The organism is Methylococcales bacterium (genome assembly GCA_030949405.1).
Lineage (GTDB): Bacteria > Pseudomonadota > Gammaproteobacteria > Methylococcales > Methylomonadaceae > WTBX01.
The window spans coordinates 2900389-2920476 of the sequence record JAUZSN010000002.1 but is presented as its reverse complement, the minus strand read 5'-3'; the positions used below and the strand labels follow the sequence as shown (position 1 = coordinate 2920476).

Below are 20088 nucleotides of genomic sequence, written 5' to 3'. Positions count from 1 at the left end.
AGGTTTACTCGTCAGTTACAAATAAGGCATCTACAAAGTGTTTTGCATTAAATTCTTGTAAGTCATCAATGCCTTCGCCAATACCGATATGACGGATAGGTAGATTTAATTGTTTCGCTAAGGCAAAAATAACCCCGCCTTTTGCGGTTCCATCTAATTTAGTTAAGATTAATCCCGTTAAGGTAACGGTCTCATTAAATAATTTAGCTTGTGATAAGGCATTTTGTCCCGTCCCTGCATCTAACACTAATAAGACTTCATGCGGGGCCGTATCATCTAATTTTCCCATAATGCGTTTAATTTTTTCCAGCTCTTGCATTAAATTGGATTTGGTATGTAGACGACCTGCGGTATCGGCAATTAAGACATCAATGCCTTTCGCTTGTGCCGATTGCAAGGCATCAAATACGACTGAAGCGGAATCAGCTCCACTATGTTGTGCAACAACCTGAACATCATTACGCTCGCCCCAAACTTGTAATTGCTCAACTGCCGCTGCTCTAAAGGTATCCCCTGCGGCGAGCATGACACTATGCCCTTGGTTTTGTAACTTTTTAGCTAATTTTCCAATCGTTGTGGTTTTACCCGCTCCGTTGACACCAATCACTAAGATAACAAAAGGCTTGTCCTGTTTAGAAATAACGAGTGGGTGATCACACGGGGTGAGAATGTCTAATAAATCCTTCTTTAACGCTAATAATAAGGCTTCACTGTCCTTAAGTTGATGTTTATCTAAATTTTCGGTTAATTTATTAATAATGTCGGTCGTTGCTTCCACCCCAATATCGGCTAACAATAATTGAGCTTCGATCTTATCTAATAAATCCTCACTGAGTCCTTTTTGTCCGAGCGGTAAGCTGGTTAAAATTCCCCCTAAGCCATGACGGGTTTTTTTCAGTTGTGAGGTTAAGCGTAAATATAAAGGGTCAGTTGAACTGGGTTGAACATCAACGGTAGGCGATTTTTCAATAACCGCATCAACTTGAGGGGCATCAACGACAAAACCATAACGACTATAAACACTGATCGCAATTAAGGGCAACATTAATAAAGCCGCAAAGCTATTATGTGCCATCATAATCCATAGAGGTAAGCCTAGTTTAATACTAAACGTACCCAGACCTAATTCAATGAGTAAAAAGATACTCATTAACAGGCCCGCTTTACGTATGGGCTTTGGTTGTTGAACTGAGGTGACATTCAACATGAGTAATACGAGGACAATGAACGTAATGCCCCCGCCTACTCGATGTAACCAATGGACAGCAAGTTGGGCATCAAATGAGATCACCCCAAAATAATGCGTTACAACCCCGTTAAAAAGATTAAGTCCATTAATAAAATCGGCTTGTGCGGGTAACCACTGTCCTTGACAACGTGGGAAATCGCTACACATTAAGCTTGACGTATTACTACTTGACCAAACGCCTAGTAGAATTTGCACAAATAATAATAGGATCGCAGCATAAGCAAAATACCCCGCGACCGATCGGTTAGTTTGTCGTACTAATTTTGGGTGTGTCTGTAAATACAAACGAAATAACAACCAAAAATTAATAAAGCCTAAACTAATTTCCAACGTGACCGCTAACGGCATCCCCTGCGTTTCTATCGCCCAAACACCGGTAAAAACCTGTAATCCCATTAACAGCATCACCGTAACCACCGTGGTTGCGACTTTGCAGTGATGGGTCTGAGGTCGCCACGCAACAACGATTAATACGAGTAAATTTAAAAATGAAAGGGCCCAAAAATAAGGGAGCTTCCAACTATTCAGTAAGGCAAACGGTTCCGTTGAAACGTTTTGTAAGGTCAATACACTGACATTAACCGCTGTTAAATGAAAATAAGCACTAAAAATACTACTTATTAAAGCCAGCAAACAGGCGAAAAAGGTTATTTTTCTTAACATTTTTTTATTCTCTTAACCAATTTGTGAAATTCTAAGTAATTTTTTAAGGTCGCGTTTAACCGCATAAGGGTCAAATTTAGGGTCATATTGCATCATAATATTGCCTAACGGGTCGATTAAAAATAACATGCCCTCGGCAACCGTTCCTTTTCTAATGGTTTCAAGTTTAGTGATTAATGATGGAGTCGGTTTAATATGCAATAAGCGGGTATCTTCTTGCCACCACGTTTTAGCTAATTGAGGATCACTGTCTTTAAAAACTAAAACGATTCGCCGTACGCGGGTTAAATCTTTATTCAGCATTAAGCGCAATTGTTTCGTTTTATGCATTGCATCGACACACACTAGATTGCAGGTTTTATTAGGAATAATATTCACTAATAACCAATGGCCCGCTAATTCGCTAATGTTTTGTTTAGAAAACTCATCAAATCCTGTAAATTCAGCTCGTTCAGTCGTGATGACAGGCGTAACCAGTTCACCATTACTACTACCCGATCGTACTAAATCGGGATTATTTGATAAGAACCACGCGATACAAAAGGGAATGAAGGTTAATCCAAAAATAATTAAAATCGAGCGTCGATTTTGTTGTTGTTGTTTAGTCATTTATTCGTGTTTTACGGCTATGCCAAAAAAATAAAAAGGTTAAAGTCATGGCCAACCCGAACCATTGTACGGCATAGCCTATATGCTTTTCAGGTGGCATGATAGTCTTTTCTAACCAATAACGGCTATACCCCTGTGTTTCTGTGGGGTCTAATTCCACTTGAAATGAAAATAATTCGTAGCCTAATTTTTGCGCTAAAATATTACTTTCTGCGATTTGTAGCACAGAGGGCCATCCTTTAGAGGGAATTTCAGCCCCTTTAAGTTTTAAACCCACGCTTGGAAAATTATTAATTCTTCCCTTAAGAGCGTACGTATTTTTAATTAAGTCAATGTTAGGTAAAATAGAACGGTCAGGATTGGCGGGTAGCCAACCTCGATTAATTAATACCGCCTTTGTTCCGCCCTTTAAAACGAAAGGGGTCATGATAAAATAGCCCGCTTTACCTTTTACAATTTGATTATCAATTAAAAATTGTTTACTCGTATCATAAACCCCTTCAATGCGAACGGGTTGATAACGTAATGCGTCCAGATTGTCATCGGTCTCAGTGGTTAAATTTAAAACAGATTTTAATTGTTTTTGTTGCCGCTGTAAAAACTCTCTTTTTTCATCGGCACGATTTAATTGCCAAAAACCCAAGTTGAGTAAAAGGATCATCATCAATAGATAAGCGATGATTAAGAAAAAAGACTGATGAATCGTTTGTTTAAATAATTTAAAGTGCATAAATTTTAGATCTCTCTATTGGCAAATACGCCTTAATAATCGAAAATAGTCATTTTACTCAATTTGAACATTTTTTAATGATTACTAAAAGCCTTATTATCATTGCCTTCCTTCTTATCATTGCGAGTTTAGGGACTGCATTTTTTTACATGGTTAAAAATAACGGTCAGGAGCCTTCTGAAAAAACGGCCAAGGCCTTAACGGTTCGTATTGGATTGTCATTAACCTTATTTATTTTAATTTTTATCGCGTATGCAACAGGCCTTATTAAACCTGAAGGAATCGGGGCTAGAATGCAGCATCAACGAACCATGCAATCCATACCTGCATCAACCCCTTAGCATTTGACGATTGAATGAAATAGGGGATATAAATTAATAAAAATTAAGGGCTTAACCTTATTTTTTCGGTTGGGTGTTAGCCAGTATCCTTACTGATAAATAGATAAAGCAGCGATGCGATCATCTATTTTCTTTACCATCAATTGATACGCGGGGCTCTCGATAGAGCCAAAGGTTGTGTTAAAGGCATCATGACTAATATTTTCAGGTAAATCACGAACTTCGGGCATAAATGCACGATAATTTGCAATAATGGCCATTTTTTTTTGTAATTGTCGTGCGCTTTGAGGGTTTTCAGTCGCCGTTTTTCCAAAACGAATGCCCGCCTTATCGCCCGCCAAATCAATAAAACTAAATCCCTGTCCAAATTTAGCATCCCTTAATTCTTTTTTTTTCACCTAAGAGTACGGCTAACGTACTGTTACCAACCGCAGTCAGTAGTGCAGAGGCCATAAAATGTTTTGCCATATCCATCCGTTTATATAAAAAGGTGGCATATTGTAGCTTATGATTTAATTTATTAAAGGGTAAATAACGTTGAATTTCAGATTGGTTAACATAACGACTGACCGCCATAATGACCCATTTGTTTTCATCAATAGCGGTGTCTAAACTTGAGCGTTGATAGGCTATTTTAAATAAAGGTTGTAATAACTGAGCCAGTGAAAGTCGCCATGCGGGGTCATGTTTTTCAATAATAAGATCAATTTGATGTTGATAAAACCTTAAGGCCCGTTTGTTTTCGGTGAGTAATGAGGTGGGTGAACCCTCGTTAGCGGAGGATTCAAAATAATAGGCTAAGGTTAGATAATCGGGGGTTACTTTAATCCGCTTAACCGCTTTTTTTACAAGGGTATAAGGCTCATTAAAAGAGCCATAGTTAGGCACTCTTTGTAAAAAAAATTGCGAAAATTCATCGGCAATGAGGAGCTGACCAATTTGCAACGAATGAAATTTGAATAAACGATTATCTTGATAATTTAATTTAAAGCTAATATTTAAATAATTTCCTAGACTTTTTTTAGGGAGCTGTAAGGAAATTTGAATGGCTAATTCATTACGCGCAAAAACGATATGAGTGGCGATTTCAAAATAACGATTTAAAAAATAATTAAATAAATTATTAAGGTTTTTCTGGCTTAACCGTAAGGTTTTAATGGCTTGTTTACTGGCATTAACTTGGCGAAAAATTGCTTTAAGCTGTCTGATTTCAATGACATCCAGTGGATAGTTGATGACAACCATGGGTTTATCTGTGGTCATTAATAGCCCTAAAACACTACATATAATAATGGGGGCATAAAAACAAAAAAATAATAACCGCAGTAAGACCCGCATTATCAACGATAGCTGAGTTTAAAACCACCCTTCTCTAAATAATCAGCTTCAAGCTCTAAATCGGCATGAGTTAGGGGTAATTCGGTTAACCAATTCTTAGGAAAGATCAGTTTGATTTGTTTTTTGATAACGGAAATTTCAAAACTAGGTAAGGATTGCGTATGTCGATTGCGATGTAAAACCACAGCTAACCGTAAAATAATGGTTAATAACGGGGCATAATTCTTCCACGGCTTGGGTAATTCTTTAAAATAACTGGTGGAAAATTTTTTTCGATGAAGTCTCACTAAGGTCGCTAATAAAATTTGATCTTGGCGTGAAAATCCTGCAAGGTCAGCGTGTTCAATAATATAAGCCCCGTGTGTATGATAACCACTGTGGGCAATATCACAACCAATTTCATGAAGCTCAGTCGCCCAGCCTAAAAATTGTGCAACCATTTTTCGCTCATCCTGTGTTTGTGTGCGATCAAGTTGCTTTAACATGTAATAAACCGTTTTTTTAATATTTAAAGCATGACTTTTATCCACATAATAATGACTGGCTAAGGTTTCTACGGTTTTTAAACGGGTATCATGATTATAAATTCGCCCTAATAAATCATCAATCAGACCTTCTCGCAAGGCCCCTTCTGAAAGAGTCATTTGCTGGATACCTAGCGTTTTAAAGGTGGCATAAATAATAGCCACGCCGCCAACAAAAACAGGTAAACGCTCATCACTTAATTCGGGTAATTTTAAATCATTAACATGGTCACAGGCAGTGATATGACTGACTAATTTCTCTAACCCTATAAGGGTAATTCCATTATTACTCCAGCCTTTCGCGGTGACTACTTTCCCAATCGCTTTTAAAGAACCTGATGCACCAATGGCTTCATCCCATTGCGTATACGAAAAACGTCCTTGATAGGGTTCTAATTTTTGTTCCGAAAATAAAACAGCTTGTTTAAACGCGTGTTCAGAGAGGACGCCGTTCCGAAAAAATTTATTACTGACGGTAACACAGCCCATATTTAAACTTTCTTTGGTTCGAGGGGTATCATTATTCCCAATAATATATTCAGTACTTCCGCCGCCGATATCCATTACGAAGCGTAATTTAGCATTAGAACTTAAACTATGGGCCACGCCTTGATAAATTAAACGGGCTTCTTCTATGCCTGAAATAATATGAATAGGATGACCTAACGCGGCTTCGGCTTTAATCAGAAATTGTCGTGAATTTTTAGCCATTCGCAACGTATTTGTACCGACGATACGCACACTGCTAGGGGGAAAATTACGCACCCGTTGCCCAAAACGTTCTAGGCAAATGAGGGCGCGGGCCTGAGTTTTAGCATTTAGTTTATTATCCTCATTAAGCCCTGAAGCGAGACGAACCATTTCTTTTAATCGGTCAACAGTTTGTAGTTTTCCTTCTTTAAGACTACATACAATCATGTGAAAGCTGTTTGAACCTAGGTCGACAGCCGCAACAATTTCAGGTAATTTTTGAGTCACGGGAATTATCCTATATATCATTATTGAAAAATTAAACTGATAAAATTATAGCGTTAATTTATACTAAACTCATCTACTCTACTATCTTTTTGACAAATGTACGCACTTTCAATAGAAAATTTAACCAAAACCTATAAGAACGGCTTTGTGGCTTTGAAAGGGATTGATCTTGATGTCGAAGAAGGTGATTTTTTTGCATTGCTCGGTGCAAATGGCGCAGGGAAATCAACCACGATTGGCATTATTTGTTCCTTAATTAATAAAACATCAGGCAATGTAAGTATTTTTGGACATGACATTGTTAAGGAAAATAAAAAAGCGAAACTAAATTTAGGCATTGTTCCTCAAGAAATTAATTTCAACCAATATGAAACCGTTGAAAATATTTTGCTTATTTATGCAGGGTATTTTGGTATTCCGCGTAAAGAAGCTAAAATTCGGGCTAAAAAAGCCTTAAAACAAATGCACCTATGGGAAAAGCGCGATACGGTTTCTAGGCGTTTATCTGGGGGGATGAAACGTCGTGTTATGATTGCGCGTGCCTTAATTCCACATCCTAAATTACTCATTTTAGATGAACCTACAGCGGGTGTCGATATTGAAATTCGTCGCTCAATGTGGGAAATGATGGAGCAAGTCAACAAAGAGGGGACGGCCATTATTCTAACAACGCATTATTTAGAAGAGGCTGAGAATCTGTGTCGTAATATTGCGATTATTCATGAAGGAATGATTGTTGAAAACTCCGATATGGCGACGCTTTTAAGTTATATTAACGTTAATCATTTTATTTTAGATTTAGAAAAACCGTTACATAAGACCCCTGAAATTGAAGGTTATAAATTTGATTTAATTGAAGAAAAGGTACTTAGTGTGGCCATTCCTAAGAGAAACTCGTTAAATCAATTATTTGAAGAGTTGTCCACGCATAATATTCAAATAAAAAGCCTTAAAAATAAATCCAATCGTTTAGAGCAGCTATTTATGGATATTGTACAATGAATACATTAATCGCCCTTTTTACGATCGTACACAAAGAAACTCACCGTTTTCTTCGTATTTGGCCGCAAACATTATTACCCCCTGCTATTAGTACCTCGTTATATTTTTTAATTTTTGGGAAATTAATTGGTGATCGTGTCGGTAGTATTAATGGCGTTAGCTATATGGATTATATTGTACCGGGTGTGATATTAATGTCCGTTATTAGCCACGCTTATTCTAATGTTGCCTCTTCTTTTTACGCCGCTAAATTTCAAAGTCATGTTGAAGAGCTGTTAGTTGCCCCCGTGTCTAACTGGGTTATCTTAGTGGGTTATCTGAGTGGGGGAATTCTGCGTGGGTTAATGGTTGGTTGTGTTGTTGCGATGATTTCACTTTTATTTACACAGATTCAGATTCATAACGTAGCTATTATTTTAGTGACTGCATTTTTAACCGCTACACTTTTTGCATTAGCGGGTTTTATTAATGCGGTATTTGCAAATAGTTTTGATGATATTTCCCTGATTCCTAACTTTATTTTAACGCCTTTAAATTATTTAGGTGGGGTTTTTTATTCGGTTGCCATGTTGCCTGAAATTTGGCAGCATATATCGCTTGCTAATCCTATTTTATATATGATTAATAGTTTTCGATATGGTTTTTTAGGTATTAGTGATATTGCGGTTGAATTGGCTTTAGGGAGAACCGTCGGGTTTATTGTTTTACTAACCTTAATTTGCTTAAATTTACTTCAAAAAGGCATTGGCATTAGAGATTAATTGTAAGCTATTTTTGTCTTACAGAAACGCCTGCTTTATCAACAAAGATAGTGAAAAACACACAAGTTTGTGTCTATCAAATTCAAGCATGGCATAAGAATTTTCCTGATTTATTAAACGTCGTTTATATTGTTAATACTTACTTATAAATTTAAGGTGTAACAAAACTATGTCAGAAAAACTATATTCATTTTCAGTAACAACGTCTAATCAGCAAACAATCAATCTGGCTGATTACCAAGGTAAAGTATTACTCATTGTAAATACCGCTAGCAAATGTGGCTTTACTCCACAATATGAAAAATTACAACAGCTTCAAGATAAATATGGTGCAGATAAATTTGTGGTGTTAGCATTCCCCTGCAATCAATTTGGTCATCAAGAACCTGAAAATAATACTGAAATTAATAAATTTTGTCAGTTAAATTATCAAGTATCGTTTCCAGTATTTGCAAAAATAGAGGTTAATGGTCGTAATGCAGAACCTTTATTTACGTATCTTAAATCTCAACAAAGGGGTTTGTTAGGAATAAGCCCTATAAAATGGAATTTCACCAAATTTTTAATTGATAAAAATGGGGCCGTCGTTCAAAGGTACGCCCCTATCACCTCACCAAGCAAACTAACATCTGACATTGACAATTATTTAGCGAGTTAATCATTATGCAAAATGAAAAATGGGTAGTTATCGAACATTTAGCCGGCATTCCGGATATTGATCGCGTCTATAAAAAAGGGCTACCGATTTAAGACGGGACAGATAACAACTTTTGTTAAATACACCATGAAGGACATGAAGTCTTAATCTTCAAGTGCTTCATGCTTTTCATGGTTTTAAAACATTATTACGAGCTGTCCCGCCTTAAGTTGGTAGCCGATACTCAGCAGAACGGGCATGTGCGGTTAAACCTTCGCCACGTGCTAATACCGAAGCAATTTCACCTAAAGTATTCGCACCTTCCTTTGAGCAATTAATTAAACTGGAACGTTTTTGGAAATCATAGACCCCTAAAGGAGAGGAATAGCGGGCGGTACTTGAGGTTGGTAAAACATGATTTGGCCCTGCACAATAATCCCCTAGGGCTTCTGCGGTATAGCGTCCCATAAAAATAGCCCCTGCATTACGAATCTTAAGGCAGAGTTCTTCAGGGTTTTCAATAGAAAGTTCTAAATGCTCAGGAGCAATGCGATTGACGACTTCGGCGGTTTCATCTAAATTCGCGACTTTAATAAAAGCCCCTCTTGTTCCTAGTGAGGTTTTAATAATGGCTTGTCGTTCCATTGTTGGCAGTAATTTTTGAATACTCGCTTCAACCGCTTTAAGATAAGCGGCATCATCTGAAATTAAAATGGCTTGGGCTTGCTCATCATGTTCAGCTTGTGAAAATAAATCCATTGCAATCCAATCAGGATGGGTTTTTCCATCACAGACAATGAGAATTTCAGACGGGCCTGCAATCATATCAATACCCACTTGTCCAAAGACGAGTTTTTTGGCGGTCGCGACGTAAATGTTACCTGGGCCCACAATTTTATCAACCGCTGGAATGGTTTCAGTTCCATAAGCCAATGCCGCGATCGCTTGTGCGCCGCCAATGGTAAAAATACGATCAACGCCTGCTAAATAAGCAGCCGCTAAGACTAGCGCGTTAGTTTCACCGTGAGGTGTGGGAACCACCATAATGAGTTCATTGACTCCTGCTACTTTGGCAGGAATGGCGTTCATCAGTACGGAGGAGGGATAGGCGGCTTTTCCACCAGGGACATAAAGCCCTACTTTATCCAAGGCGGTTATTTTTTGACCTAATACGGTTCCATCCGCTTCTTGATAGTCCCAGCTTTCTAATTTTTGATGTTCTGCGTAAGCAAAAATACGATCCGCTGCTATTTGTAGCGCATTCGCTTCTTTTTTAGGTAAATTATCCCATGCTTGCTTTAAGACTTCCTTAGAAAGCTCTAATTCTGAGGCGGTTTTAATATTACAGTGGTCAAACTGATTGGTATAATCTATAACCGCTTGATTTCCTTGAGAGCGTACTGTGGAAATTATATCTAATACACGCTGATGAATGGCTAAATCATCGGAGTTATCCCACGCTAATAAGGTGTTTAAATTGACAGAAAAATCAGTGTCAGCGGTATCAAGGTGGGTTATGTGTAGATCACTCATAATTTCATCGTTTTTAATGTTTCTTCAAATTGGTCAATAAGCGGTTGAATCATTTGATGTTTCATTTTCATGGAGGCTTTATTAACGACTAATCGTGAGCTGATTTCACAAATTAATTCTTTCGGTTCAAGTCCATTGGCTTTTAAGGTATTTCCCGTTTCGACTAAATCAACGATACAATCAGCGAGTCCAACTAAGGGGGCAAGTTCCATCGCGCCGTAAAGTTTTATAATCTCAGCTTGTATCCCGATGCTTGCAAAATAACGTTTTGCTGTTTTAACATATTTAGTGGCGACACGAACTCGTCGGCCTAATGGCGGCGCATCAACGTAGCCTGCGGTCATCATTTGGCAACGGGCAATCCCTAAATCTAACGGTTCATAAAGTCCTTCCGCTCCGTGTTCTAAAAGGACATCTTTACCCGCAATGCCTAAATCGGCTGCTCCATATTCAACAAAGGTCGGAACATCGGTTGCACGAATAATAACCAAGCGAACATCTTTTTGAGTGGTTCTTAAAATAAGTTTACGCGACGTTTTAGGGTCATCAAGCGGAACAATGCCCGCAGCTTCGAGCAAAGGAAGTGCATCTTTATAGATTCGACCTTTTGAAACAGCAATGGTTAGCATTATTTATCCCTCAAACGATATACGGCGAATAGTGGCTCCTAATTGAGAAAGTTTCTCTTCAATATGGTCGTAGCCTCGGTCAATATGATAAATACGATCAACAATCGTATCCCCTTCAGCCACTAAAGCGGCAAGAACTAAACCTGCGGAGGCTCTAAGGTCGGTTGCCATGACGGGCGCACCCATTAATTTATTAACGCCTGTGCAGGTCACGGTATTGGAGTCAATTTTTAAATCAGCCCCCATGCGTTGCATTTCTTGAATGTGCATAAAACGATTTTCAAAGACGGTTTCTGTGATTAAACCGACCCCTTCGGCTATTAAGTTCAAGGCGGTAAATTGCGCTTGCATGTCGGTAGGAAAATCAGGGTAGGGGGCTGTTGTGACTGAAATAGCGTTAGGTTTTTTACCGTGCATATCCAGACTAATCCAATCCTCCCCTGAGGTTATTTCCGCGCCAGCTTCGCGTAATTTATCTAAAACCGCGTCAAGAAGTGAGGCATCGGTATTTTTTAATTTAACTTTTCCCCCTGTAATCGCGGCGGCAATGAGGTACGTTCCTGTCTCAATGCGGTCAGGTAGAATATCGTAATGTAAATCTTTAACGCCTAAACGATCAACCCCTTCAATGGTTAATACATGAGTGCCAATTCCTGTGATTTTCGCGCCTAATTTATTTAAAAAACAAGCAAGATCGGTGACTTCAGGTTCTTTAGCGGCATTTTCAATAATGGTGGTCCCTTCGGCTAAGGTGGCCGCCATTAAGATGTTTTCAGTGCCTGTGACGGTAATTAAATCAAGGACAAGATGACAGCCTTTTAAACGATCAACTTTTGCATGAATATAGCCATTTTCAACAATAACTTCCGCACCCATTTTTTCCAAGGCATCTAAATGGATGTTAACAGGACGTGAACCAATGGCACAGCCGCCTGGTAAGGAAACGTGGGCTTCTCCAAAACGGGCTAATAAAGGCCCTAACACTAAAATGGAGGCACGCATTGTTTTAACTAAGTCATACGGGGCTTCAAAACTACTCATGGTACTGGCATCAACTTCGACACTCATTTTCTCATCAATCATGAGCTTTACGCCCATCTGACCGAGTAATTCCATGGTGGTTGTAATATCACGTAAATGTGGAATATTACCGATGTTAACAGGCGTATCCGCTAGTATGGTTGCAGCAAGAATGGGTAATGCAGCATTTTTAGCACCAGAGATTTTAAGTTCACCTGAAAGCTGTGCGCCCCCTGTGATTTTCAGTTTATCCATATTGAGATTGAGTGTAGAAGGTTGAAATAAGGGAAGTCTATTCTATCGTAGTTTTAAGACGATGAATTTTCTATTTTACATTTTGATTTAACGTGTTCTAGGGATAGAACGAGAATATGGGGTATAGGACGACAATGTAGAATAACCTAAGAGATAAAGTGTCTTTATCTTAAGGTTTAAAGAAGACTTGAGTTCGTGTAATGATCTTGGCGGAGCGGACGGGACTCGAACCCGCGACCCCTGGCGTGACAGGCCAGTATTCTAACCAACTGAACTACCGCTCCGCGACAAGGTGTGCATATTCTAGGCTATTTATTTTAATCGTCAAGTTTAATTTTTATCCTTAAGCAAAAAAACCTAACTTCAACGGTTTTTTACAACGTTATAAGGCAAGGATTTTAAATAAATAATTTAGTTTTTTAAGACGCTATTTTTTTACGCAATAATGCTGCTGGTATCAATATTATCAAGGGTTGTCCCCATGAGTTTAATCACATCGGTGTAACCTGTTCCGTTATCATCAACCACTAAATAAGTATCACTGCCAACGCTATCAAGATAATATTTGACAGTCCCATCAAGTTTAGTCTCGGCTGCGGCTAACAAGTTGGTTAAATTGATGACTGAGGTTGTTTCTTCAAAATAGTTAGTTGCATTGGCTTTTGTGCCTAAGCCACCAAGGGTATTAAGGCCATTAGTAAAATCTTTAATGACATCGGTTAGCGCGTCTACGGTGGTATCACGGTCATTTCCAGAGGCGGTTAAGGTCATAAAGGTATCGTCCCCTGCATTCCCTGTAAAGGTGTCAACGCCGCCCCCGCCTGTTAATTTATCATTGTTGGTTCCGCCATTAAGAGTATCGGCAGCGGCAGAACCGGTGGCGGTTAATATTCCTGTGAATGTTGCGGCATTAATACTTCCTTGGGCAAGAGCATTTGTGATAGTTAAATCGGTATCCCCCGTAATAACCAGTGTTGAGGCGATTTGATTGATTAAGGTGGTCACCGTATTCGTCACGCTACCACTGCCTTCCCCTAACGAGGATTTTAGGTTGATGGTTTCATAATTTGTTGCGGTTAAGGTGGTTAAATCAGAATTTGATAGATTAACGTTCAATATATCGACACTGGTATTCGATGAGAGCGTTGTACTAAAATTACCCGCCGTTTTTTCTGAGATAATATGAGAAAAACGTATCTACTTTAAATCTCAGGGTAAAGATAAAATTTCTAAAATAGATTTGACAACATATCATAAAAGAACGAACATTTACATACTTTGAATATCCACGACCGACAGGCTGAAACTAACGCCATTTATCAAGCAATCGCTCAAATGGAAAGTAGCGAAGCGCAGGATATTGTCAAAAAAATATTCAATCTTATTGAACGCTTAGCCAGTGATAAATTGTCTTTAGAAACTGAATTACAGCAACTTCGTGACGAGGTTAATCGCTTGAAAGGTGAGCAGGGAAAGCCTGATATCAAACCCAATAAAAATAATAAGGGTGATGATATTTCATCCGAAGACGAACGTAAAAAAGCACAAGTTGACGCGCAAAAAGAAACTAATAACGACACTGAAAATACGGACTCGGATAAGAAAAAACGCCGCCGTAAACCCAAGATCCCACGAGTTAAAATCGACCAAACGCTAAAATGCCTACTCGACAAAACTGGCTTGCCTAGCGACTTGTCTTATTCCCAAGCTCCAGCTTGGGAACGAGAAATCTTAGAAAAGGAAAGGACGACTGCCTTTCCTTTTATGTTTAATTCAAGAAACAAAATAGCTTACATTATTATTTTTGACGCATCTCTGCTTCAGTATCATGAATAACTTGTAAAGAATGTTCTACTGCCGCATTAGCATCGGCTGCTTTTGCTTGTAATACATCCATATTCGCTCGTTCAAATGCCACTCGCTCTTCACGTTCTTGCTCAGGTGTAAAACGTAATAAAAAGGTTAAAAATGATGCAATAGTGACCACAATACCAATCACAAAAAATACTTCATCCCAGTCCATCGCCCCTTTAAATAAAAATCCAGCGGCAACAGCCCCTGCATTTCCACCAGCACCCACCACGCCTGAAACAGCACCCAAGGCTTTTTTATTCATAAAAGGCACTACTGAATACGTTGCTCCTTCTGCCATTTGCGTACATAAGGAAAAAATAATTAAAGTGGGAATCGCCAAGAATAATACACTCATTTGTGAAAATAGCATTAACGCCAGACCTTCTGCAAATAACACCACAAACAACCAATAAGCACGCCCTTTTAAACCCCATAATGAGGCACAGTTATCCGCAAAAATACCGCCTAACGTACGAGCAAAAACATTCATCAAACCAAAACATGCGGCAATCATCCCTGCTGTTACCATATCGACTTCAAAATAATCGTAAAAGTACAGTGCAGCGACATTATTAACGGTTAATTCAATCCCAAAACACGCGCCATAAAGCACAAATAATACCCAGATACGATAATCTTTCATCGCATCAAAATATGTCCCTGTCACTTCTTTCTTTTCAGGTAACAGACCCTTTTCACGTAATTCTTTAAAATTGCCATCGGGTGCATCTTGAGTTAAAAGATAATACGCAATACCCGTAAAGAAAATAACTGTTCCCACTACGACCATTGATGCACGCCATGCAGCAGCATCGGTAAAGCCAAAACCAATCACGAAGGCAGAAAACATTAACGGCACCACTAATTGAGTCACCCCGCCGCCTAGATTTCCCCAGCCTGCACTGGTTGCATTCGCTTGTCCCACCACATTGGGAGCAAACATCACCGAAGTATGATATTGGGTAATCACAAATGAAGCCCCAATCACGCCAATCAATAATCGAAATACTAAAAAGCTTTCAAAACTATCTGCAAACCCAATACAGGCAACAGGTATCGAACCAAATAGCAGTAAATAAGTATAGGCTAATCTTGGCCCGATTCTATCGCATAACCAACCAATAAAAAAAACGCGCAAAGACAGTTGCCGCCACCGATGCAATAATCGTCCACCCCACCTGCTCTTTGGTTAAATGTAATTCTTCTCGAATCACCACCATCATCGGTGCAATACCAAACCATGCAAAAAAAGCAGAAAAGAAGGCAAACCATGTGAGATGGAAGGTTCTAATTTGCACCATTCTGACGTTAAAGAAATTCCCCCAAAGGTTGGTTGCTTTATGTTGTAATTCCACTGCTATACTCCAATAGACTAAAAAAATTTATTTAAACGATTAAATGCTTATCGTCAATTTATCAATATACAATAAATACTGATAAATCAGTAATTCCCGTCCAAGTAATATTTTTCTTATTTAAAAAAAACAATTTTCTTTTAAGTGCAAGCCACTCTTCGGTAAATTTTAACCGACGAAATATCACTAAATTAATTATTTTATATTAATAAAGAATAATAAAGGGGGCAGATACTGTCTTAAAAAGCAACTCTATTTTACTTTTATTTATTAAAAATTAAGCTTATTTTGATTTACTCTTTAAAACCCTAGCTCTTAATTTGGTAATTTATATCAAATGTTTTTTCTGACTTTAAGACACCATAGGACAAAATTAATAATTTTCTCATGACAGCGATTATCGCTACTTTTTTAGGCTTACCATTATTAGACTTGTTCTTCTAAATAAAATATATTAAAATCAATTGCTTATATATACTTGATAACACTCACAATCAGTTGATACAGCCTAATAAATAAACTTTAAATTAAATTATTAAAAATAATAAATAAGCTTTATAATAAATTTCTATAAAAAATAAAAATCAAAGTATAACATGAAAATAAAAGAAATTTTACCAAGAATTTATGATGATAGACAGTTAAGAGCTTTAACAGGATTAAAAACAGAACATTTTATTTTACTATTATCTCTATTTGAAAAGACCCTTATTGAAGATCAAAAAGAAAAACATGAAAATAAAGAAAGAAAATACGGTAGTGGTTTAGATAGCACATTAAAAACACCCGCAGACAAATTATTATTTATATTAAATTATATGAGGTGCTATTCTACTTTCGATCACTTAGGGTTTTCTTTTAATATGAATAAATCATGCGCTCATACTCATGTATACAAATTATTTCCAATTTTAATAAAGACGTTAGATATATTTAATGTTTTACCTGCAACAAGTTTTTCAACCCCTGAAGAAATGCAGCAGGCTTTTGGCGGAGTTCAAACATTGATAATAGATGCTACAGAGCGTGCTGTACAACGCCCTAGTGACTATGAAGAACAAAATGAATTTTACAGTGGTAAAAAAACAGCATACAATTAAAAATACCACTATAGCTTCTTTAGGTCATTTAATTTTATATATTGGGGTTAGTTTTCCGGGTAAAAATCATGATTATGGAATGTTTAAAAAAGAATTTAATCCAGAATTAAATTGGTTTAGTAATTTTAATATATTTATTGATTTAGGTTATTTGGGGTTTAATAATGAATATAAAACTAATTCGGTAAATATTCCTCATAAAAAACCAAATAAATCTAAGCATAATCCAAACCCAACATTAACTGAAAAACAAAAAAAAGAAAACAAAGAGATGAGTCGTGAAAGAGTCATTGTTGAGCATGTAATCGGTGGAATGAAAAGATATAGATGTCTAGTTGACAAGTTTAGAAATAAAAAAGAAGGTGTAAAAGATTTATTTTCTTTTTTAGCGGCTATCCTATGGAATTTTAACATGATATATTAACTTCTTCTTAAAGAACAAGTCTAATAATAAATCCGTGGTTAAGGTTTTAAGTTGACCTTTATGTTTAAATTGAATCGCGTTAATTTTATCCTGATCGCCTAACGCCTTTAATTCACTGACTCCCTCTAAAATAGGAATGCCTGCCCGTTTCAATTCCTGTTGAAAAACCAGACCTTTTATTAAATACTGATAAGCTAATAAAGCCCGAGGTAATTTAGGAAGCGCAGTGATATGGTTCGTGAGCGTACTCATATCCAGTAAGGCTTTTATGTATCTACTTTAAATTTCAGGGTAAAACAAATATCAGACCTGCAAACTTTGCGCTTTTTGAGCGATAAGATTCGCCATAGACGGCATTTTGAATTCACCACTAACTCGGTCATAAACATAATGTATCTACTTTAAATCTCAGGGTAAAGATAAAATTTCTAAAATAGATTTGACAACATATCATAAAAGAACGATCATTTACATACTTTGAATATCCACGACCTACAGGCTGAAACTAACGCCATTTATCAAGCGATCGCTCAAATGGAAAGTAGCGAAGCGCAGGATATTGTCAAAAAAATATTCAATCTTATTGAACGCTTAGCCAGTGATAAATTGTCTTTAGAAACTGAATTACAGCAACTTCGTGACGAGGTTAATCGCTTGAAAGGTGAGCAGGGAAAGCCTGATATCAAACCCAATAAAAATAATAAGGGTGATGATATTTCATCCGAAGACGAACGTAAAAAAGCACAAGTTGACGCGCAAAAAGAAACTAATAACGACACTGAAAATACGGACTCGGATAAGAAAAAACGCCGCCGTAAACCCAAGATCCCACGAGTTAAAATCGACCAAACGCTAAAATGCCTACTCGACAAAACTGGCTTGCCTAGCGACTTAGTATCTAAAGGCTTTTTCGTAGCTTAATTCCCATGCTTAAGTCTCAGGAAAAAAGCGAGCTTTATCGCAGCGGTATTCTCAACAGTAATTACGGGCAGATTGATGATACCAGTGCGCGAGTCAACGGTGATAACCACTATTGTCAGGTGGTCTGCAACGACTTGTTTACCGCTTATTTCACCACCAAACACAAAAACCGTTTATCGGTTCTGGACGTGCTGACCGATTATGCGCCACGCCATTATATCTACAATCAACAGGCTCAATCCTTGCTTGACGAGTTCAAGTTAGCTGATAAAGCACGGGCAAAAGTTGATGCTCAAATACCTGTCAATACAGTGATGAATGAAGCGCAATTTAAGTTGCACTTAGCGATCTTAAATACCTTAGGCGTAAGACAGGCAACGCATGTCACCGAAGCTTGCGCCATTGCCTATTATCAGCAACAAACGGATTTTCCTGTTATTGAAACCTTGCTTGCAGACGATGCGCCGCAATTCAAATTACTGACGGAACATTTGGGGTTATGCTGGGTTCACGATGCTCGCCACTACAAAAAACTCCGTCCAATTCTGGAAATACATCAGCAAGCATTAGCCGATTTTCGAGGGCTCTATTGGGAGTATTATAAGGAGTTGCTTAACTATCAAAAAAATCCCAGCCCCGATAAAAAGGCATGGTTGTTAACGCGATTTAATGAATTGTTTGCAACCACAAGCGATTATGAAGACCTCAATGATCGCATCGCCAAAACACTGGCGAAAAAGACCGAATTATTGCGAGTTTTGGAACTTCCGAAATTACCATTACATAATAATGCAGCCGAACTCGGCGCAAGAAGACAAGCGCGTGCGCGAGACATAAGCTTCCAGACTCGAAATGAGAAAGGCACGAAAATCAAAGACAGTTTTATGAGTCTTGCTGAAACGGCTAAAAAACTAGCCGTGAGTTTTTATGATTATGTTTATGACCGAGTTAGTGGTGAATTCAAAATGCCGTCTATGGCGAATCTTATCGCTCAAAAAGCGCAAAGTTTGCAGGTCTGATATTTGTTTTACCCTGAAATTTAAAGTAGATACCTAAAAGCGTCATGCCTTTTGCTGACGCAAAAGCCCTGCCACTTTTAGCTGCGCGCTGATTTTGGCGTTATGTTCAAGTGGAAAATATGAAAAAAATAGCGTTAGTTACAATTATCGTATTTATTGCTCTGTTAGCAGGTTCTTATTACTATTTTTCTGGCAAAGAATACGTCGTTAGGCTTTCTGAGTCCGACATGCAGAGTAAACTTGAGGCAAAACTACCGCTAACGAAAACCTATTTGTTTATCATTCAAGTAACACTTAAAAATCCTAGAGTTCATCTTGAAAATGGTTCTAGCAGAGTGGATGCAGGATTAGATGTAGTATTTAATATCAATATCAACAAAAGTTCTAAGTCTCTTGCCGGTATACTAGATGTATCTGGGAAAGTTGTCTATTTAGCTGAGAAGGGTCAATTTTTTCTTACAGAACCGATTGTTGAGCATTTAACTATTCAGGGTATTCCTCCTAAATATACAGATAAGACCAATAAAGCCCTTACAAAAGCTTTAGCTGCATATTATAAAAACCATCCTATTTACACTTTGCGTGTAACTGATACAAAACAAGTACTAGCAAAAATGGTACTTAAGAATGTGAGTATTGAGAATCAAGAATTGGTGGTTATACTTGGAATTTAAACATAAGTCGAGTAGCCGCCCCACCTCGCGGCGGGGAAGCCCTCTAAGAACCGTGCGTGCGACTTTCACCGCACACGGCTCAAGCCTTACTAAGCCCCGTTATCCAGAGCCAGCCGTTAAATGTGCCGATACAAAATTCGTATCTGCATCGAGGTTCATCAAGTAATGGACTTGACGATGACAGTTAGGATGTAGCATTACAAGATTGCTCAAAGCATCGCCACCACCGTCACACCGTCTTATAATATGGTGTACATGAATGCTGGTTTCACCCTGAAAACGTATCTACTTTAAATTTCAGGGTAAAACAAATATCAGACCTGCAAACTTTGCGCTTTTTGAGCGATAAGATTCGCCATAGACGGCATTTTGAATTCACCACTAACTCGGTCATAAACATAATCATAAAAACTCACGGCTAGTTTTTTAGCCGTTTCAGCAAGACTCATAAAACTGTCTTTGATTTTCGTGC

General features: G+C 37.9%; 25 protein-coding genes and 1 tRNA gene. 11 read left to right on the top strand and 15 right to left on the bottom strand.

Translation table 11 applies throughout. The features are described 5' to 3' along the window. Positions 1 to 4: 4 nt before the first annotated feature. The 3 genes from ftsY to Q9M50_15020 are packed head-to-tail and all read right to left on the bottom strand — an operon-like array spanning position 5 to position 3251. Complete coding sequence (gene ftsY / locus Q9M50_15030) at positions 5 to 1912, bottom strand: signal recognition particle-docking protein FtsY (protein ID MDQ7091922.1); 1908 nt, start codon at positions 1910 to 1912, stop codon at positions 5 to 7. A gap of 12 nt (positions 1913 to 1924) precedes the next feature. Next, positions 1925 to 2521, bottom strand: coding sequence for a hypothetical protein (locus Q9M50_15025; protein MDQ7091921.1), 597 nt, complete (start codon positions 2519 to 2521; stop codon positions 1925 to 1927). Beyond that, positions 2514 to 3251 carry an SURF1 family protein gene (locus tag Q9M50_15020; protein ID MDQ7091920.1) on the bottom strand — a complete coding sequence of 246 codons (738 nt, stop codon included), beginning with the start codon at positions 3249 to 3251 and terminating at the stop codon, positions 2514 to 2516. Before Q9M50_15020 ends, Q9M50_15025 begins: the two co-directional genes overlap by 8 nt. A 77-nt stretch (positions 3252 to 3328) precedes the next feature. Between Q9M50_15020 and Q9M50_15015 the strand changes: the two genes are divergently transcribed. Beyond that, on the top strand, positions 3329 to 3592 hold the full coding sequence (locus tag Q9M50_15015) for a twin transmembrane helix small protein (GenBank protein ID MDQ7091919.1): 264 nt from the start codon (positions 3329 to 3331) through the stop codon (positions 3590 to 3592). Positions 3593 to 3681: 89 nt separating this feature from the next. Here Q9M50_15015 and Q9M50_15010 read toward each other — a convergent pair whose 3' ends face one another. The 3 genes from Q9M50_15010 to ppx form a co-directional block, all read right to left on the bottom strand. Further along, entirely contained in the window at positions 3682 to 3990 is a 309-nt protein-coding gene (locus tag Q9M50_15010; protein ID MDQ7091918.1) for a hypothetical protein, read from the bottom strand. After that, positions 3962 to 4855, bottom strand: coding sequence for a hypothetical protein (locus Q9M50_15005; GenBank protein MDQ7091917.1), 894 nt, complete (start codon positions 4853 to 4855; stop codon positions 3962 to 3964). The genes Q9M50_15010 and Q9M50_15005 overlap by 29 nt, the downstream gene beginning before the upstream one ends. Positions 4856 to 4932: 77 nt before the next feature. Continuing rightward, the gene (gene ppx / locus Q9M50_15000; protein ID MDQ7091916.1) at positions 4933 to 6432 is read right to left on the bottom strand and encodes an exopolyphosphatase; all 1500 of its coding nucleotides are present in this window, start codon (positions 6430 to 6432) and stop codon (positions 4933 to 4935) included. A 96-nt stretch (positions 6433 to 6528) separates the two neighbouring features. On the opposite strand from ppx, the gene Q9M50_14995 reads away from it, so the two are divergent. The 3 genes from Q9M50_14995 (at position 6529) to Q9M50_14985 (ending at position 8853) form a co-directional block, all read left to right on the top strand. Next, a complete protein-coding gene (locus tag Q9M50_14995) occupies positions 6529 to 7434 on the top strand; it encodes an ABC transporter ATP-binding protein (GenBank protein MDQ7091915.1) in 906 nt (301 codons plus the stop codon). Beyond that, a complete protein-coding gene (locus Q9M50_14990) occupies positions 7431 to 8195 on the top strand; it encodes an ABC transporter permease (protein MDQ7091914.1) in 765 nt (254 codons plus the stop codon). Before Q9M50_14995 ends, Q9M50_14990 begins: the two co-directional genes overlap by 4 nt. A gap of 169 nt (positions 8196 to 8364) precedes the next feature. Further along, entirely contained in the window at positions 8365 to 8853 is a 489-nt protein-coding gene (locus tag Q9M50_14985) for a glutathione peroxidase (GenBank protein MDQ7091913.1), read from the top strand. A 204-nt stretch (positions 8854 to 9057) separates the two neighbouring features. On the opposite strand, the gene hisD is transcribed toward Q9M50_14985, so the two are convergent. The 5 genes from hisD to Q9M50_14960 all read right to left on the bottom strand — a co-directional run bounded on the left by hisD (position 9058) and on the right by Q9M50_14960 (position 13385). Beyond that, positions 9058 to 10365, bottom strand: a complete 1308-nt coding sequence (gene hisD, locus Q9M50_14980; protein MDQ7091912.1) for a histidinol dehydrogenase — start codon at positions 10363 to 10365, stop codon at positions 9058 to 9060. Continuing rightward, positions 10362 to 10994, bottom strand: a complete 633-nt coding sequence (hisG, locus tag Q9M50_14975; protein ID MDQ7091911.1) for an ATP phosphoribosyltransferase — start codon at positions 10992 to 10994, stop codon at positions 10362 to 10364. The genes hisD and hisG overlap by 4 nt, the downstream gene beginning before the upstream one ends. A 3-nt stretch (positions 10995 to 10997) precedes the next feature. After that, positions 10998 to 12269: a UDP-N-acetylglucosamine 1-carboxyvinyltransferase gene (gene murA / locus Q9M50_14970; protein ID MDQ7091910.1), complete on the bottom strand. Its 1272-nt coding sequence runs from the start codon at positions 12267 to 12269 to the stop codon at positions 10998 to 11000. A gap of 207 nt (positions 12270 to 12476) precedes the next feature. Further along, a tRNA-Asp gene (locus Q9M50_14965) sits at positions 12477 to 12553 on the bottom strand. A gap of 151 nt (positions 12554 to 12704) precedes the next feature. After that, complete coding sequence (locus Q9M50_14960; GenBank protein ID MDQ7091909.1) at positions 12705 to 13385, bottom strand: hypothetical protein; 681 nt, start codon at positions 13383 to 13385, stop codon at positions 12705 to 12707. A 162-nt stretch (positions 13386 to 13547) separates the two neighbouring features. Here Q9M50_14960 and Q9M50_14955 point away from each other — a divergent pair, with 162 nt between their 5' ends. Continuing rightward, on the top strand, positions 13548 to 14105 hold the full coding sequence (locus Q9M50_14955) for a hypothetical protein (protein MDQ7091908.1): 558 nt from the start codon (positions 13548 to 13550) through the stop codon (positions 14103 to 14105). On the opposite strand, the gene Q9M50_14950 is transcribed toward Q9M50_14955, so the two are convergent. Continuing rightward, positions 14068 to 15261, bottom strand: coding sequence for an MFS transporter (locus tag Q9M50_14950; protein ID MDQ7091907.1), 1194 nt, complete (start codon positions 15259 to 15261; stop codon positions 14068 to 14070). The genes Q9M50_14955 and Q9M50_14950 overlap by 38 nt on opposite strands. Next, the gene (locus Q9M50_14945) at positions 15227 to 15424 is read right to left on the bottom strand and encodes a hypothetical protein (protein MDQ7091906.1); all 198 of its coding nucleotides are present in this window, start codon (positions 15422 to 15424) and stop codon (positions 15227 to 15229) included. Before Q9M50_14945 ends, Q9M50_14950 begins: the two co-directional genes overlap by 35 nt. A 650-nt stretch (positions 15425 to 16074) precedes the next feature. Here Q9M50_14945 and Q9M50_14940 point away from each other — a divergent pair. Together Q9M50_14940 and Q9M50_14935 are read left to right on the top strand one after the other, a co-directional pair. After that, on the top strand, positions 16075 to 16578 hold the full coding sequence (locus Q9M50_14940; GenBank protein MDQ7091905.1) for a transposase family protein: 504 nt from the start codon (positions 16075 to 16077) through the stop codon (positions 16576 to 16578). After that, positions 16541 to 17002: a transposase family protein gene (locus Q9M50_14935; protein MDQ7091904.1), complete on the top strand. Its 462-nt coding sequence runs from the start codon at positions 16541 to 16543 to the stop codon at positions 17000 to 17002. The genes Q9M50_14940 and Q9M50_14935 overlap by 38 nt, the downstream gene beginning before the upstream one ends. On the opposite strand, the gene Q9M50_14930 is transcribed toward Q9M50_14935, so the two are convergent. After that, complete coding sequence (locus Q9M50_14930) at positions 16976 to 17254, bottom strand: hypothetical protein (GenBank protein MDQ7091903.1); 279 nt, start codon at positions 17252 to 17254, stop codon at positions 16976 to 16978. The genes Q9M50_14935 and Q9M50_14930 overlap by 27 nt on opposite strands. 225 nt (positions 17255 to 17479) lie before the next feature. On the opposite strand from Q9M50_14930, the gene Q9M50_14925 reads away from it, so the two are divergent. The 4 genes from Q9M50_14925 to Q9M50_14910 all read left to right on the top strand — a co-directional run bounded on the left by Q9M50_14925 (position 17480) and on the right by Q9M50_14910 (position 19804). After that, positions 17480 to 17923, top strand: a complete 444-nt coding sequence (locus Q9M50_14925; GenBank protein ID MDQ7091902.1) for a hypothetical protein — start codon at positions 17480 to 17482, stop codon at positions 17921 to 17923. Between the two features lie 5 nt (positions 17924 to 17928). Next, complete coding sequence (locus Q9M50_14920) at positions 17929 to 18942, top strand: transposase (GenBank protein ID MDQ7091901.1); 1014 nt, start codon at positions 17929 to 17931, stop codon at positions 18940 to 18942. 119 nt (positions 18943 to 19061) lie between these two features. Further along, positions 19062 to 19616, top strand: coding sequence for a DUF1439 domain-containing protein (locus Q9M50_14915; GenBank protein ID MDQ7091900.1), 555 nt, complete (start codon positions 19062 to 19064; stop codon positions 19614 to 19616). A gap of 56 nt (positions 19617 to 19672) precedes the next feature. Beyond that, positions 19673 to 19804: a hypothetical protein gene (locus Q9M50_14910; protein ID MDQ7091899.1), complete on the top strand. Its 132-nt coding sequence runs from the start codon at positions 19673 to 19675 to the stop codon at positions 19802 to 19804. Positions 19805 to 19930: 126 nt separating this feature from the next. On the opposite strand, the gene Q9M50_14905 is transcribed toward Q9M50_14910, so the two are convergent. Beyond that, positions 19931 to 20065 carry a hypothetical protein gene (locus tag Q9M50_14905; GenBank protein ID MDQ7091898.1) on the bottom strand — a complete coding sequence of 45 codons (135 nt, stop codon included), beginning with the start codon at positions 20063 to 20065 and terminating at the stop codon, positions 19931 to 19933. Positions 20066 to 20088: the final 23 nt, after the last annotated feature.